The sequence below is a fragment of the Thalassotalea coralli genome, assembly GCF_055786205.1.
In genome coordinates this window covers 1-863 of the sequence record NZ_JBVVBK010000016.1, presented here as the reverse complement: position 1 = coordinate 863, position 863 = coordinate 1, and the positions used below count along the sequence as shown (strand labels likewise).

Below are 863 nucleotides of genomic sequence, written 5' to 3'. Positions count from 1 at the left end.
AATGTTAAAGACAGAGTCGGTAACAGCGCATGCTGCTGGTACTACTACTTTAATACAGAAGATGAGTTTGATACTACAGCACCAACCGTAAGCAGTATCAGTCCGGCAGACGGAGCCATGGATATTGGGGTAGGTACACCAATCGTACTAAGCTTCAGTGAGTCGCTAAATGCATCGACGGTCAACAATAGCAACTTCAAGTTGTATTCAGAGGGCAGTATTATCACGCCAAGTGTTTACCGCTCAGCAGACAGTAAAACAATCACCTTGCGTGGCACCTGGCCAGCCGGTAAGTCGCTGTCGGTAATCGTGACAGACGATGTGCAGGATTTAAGTGGTAATGCTATGGCCGATTATGTCAGCCTGTTTAGCACTGCTGTGGTCGATAATGACACCAGCAGACCAAGTGTCTCACGTCTATATCCGAGCAGTGGTGCCAATAATGTACCAAGTGTCGGCAGTATTGTGATGTACACCTCAGAGCCGATGGATGAAAGTACCTTAAATGATGCCTTCCATGTAGCAGAAAACGGCGTGCTGGTAGCGGGACAGGTTACGCTGTCAGCATCGGGGCAGGCAATCGAGTTCACCCCGGATGAAGCGTTCGTTGAAGGTGCCCTTGTTCATGTTTATCTCGATAGCACAGCTCGTGATGATTCAGGTAATGCGATGAACCATTATCAGGGCCAGTTCCGCATGGCAACGACTGCAGCGACAGCAGGGGTGCGTCCAGCACCGAGTGCTTATCTGCCGAGTAACGGTTTAACCAATGTGTCGCTGAATCCGACTATGCGTATCGTTTATAACCAGGATATGGATGAGACTACCATTACCGATGAATTTATTGTGATGCGTGACAATGA

General features: G+C 48.6%; 1 protein-coding gene. It reads left to right on the top strand.

Translation table 11 applies throughout. The features are described 5' to 3' along the window. Positions 1-117 precede the first annotated feature (117 nt). Positions 118-863: Ig-like domain-containing domain (locus ACOB80_RS20780; protein WP_473167796.1), on the top strand; the 746-nt coding region annotated here is incomplete at its 3' end.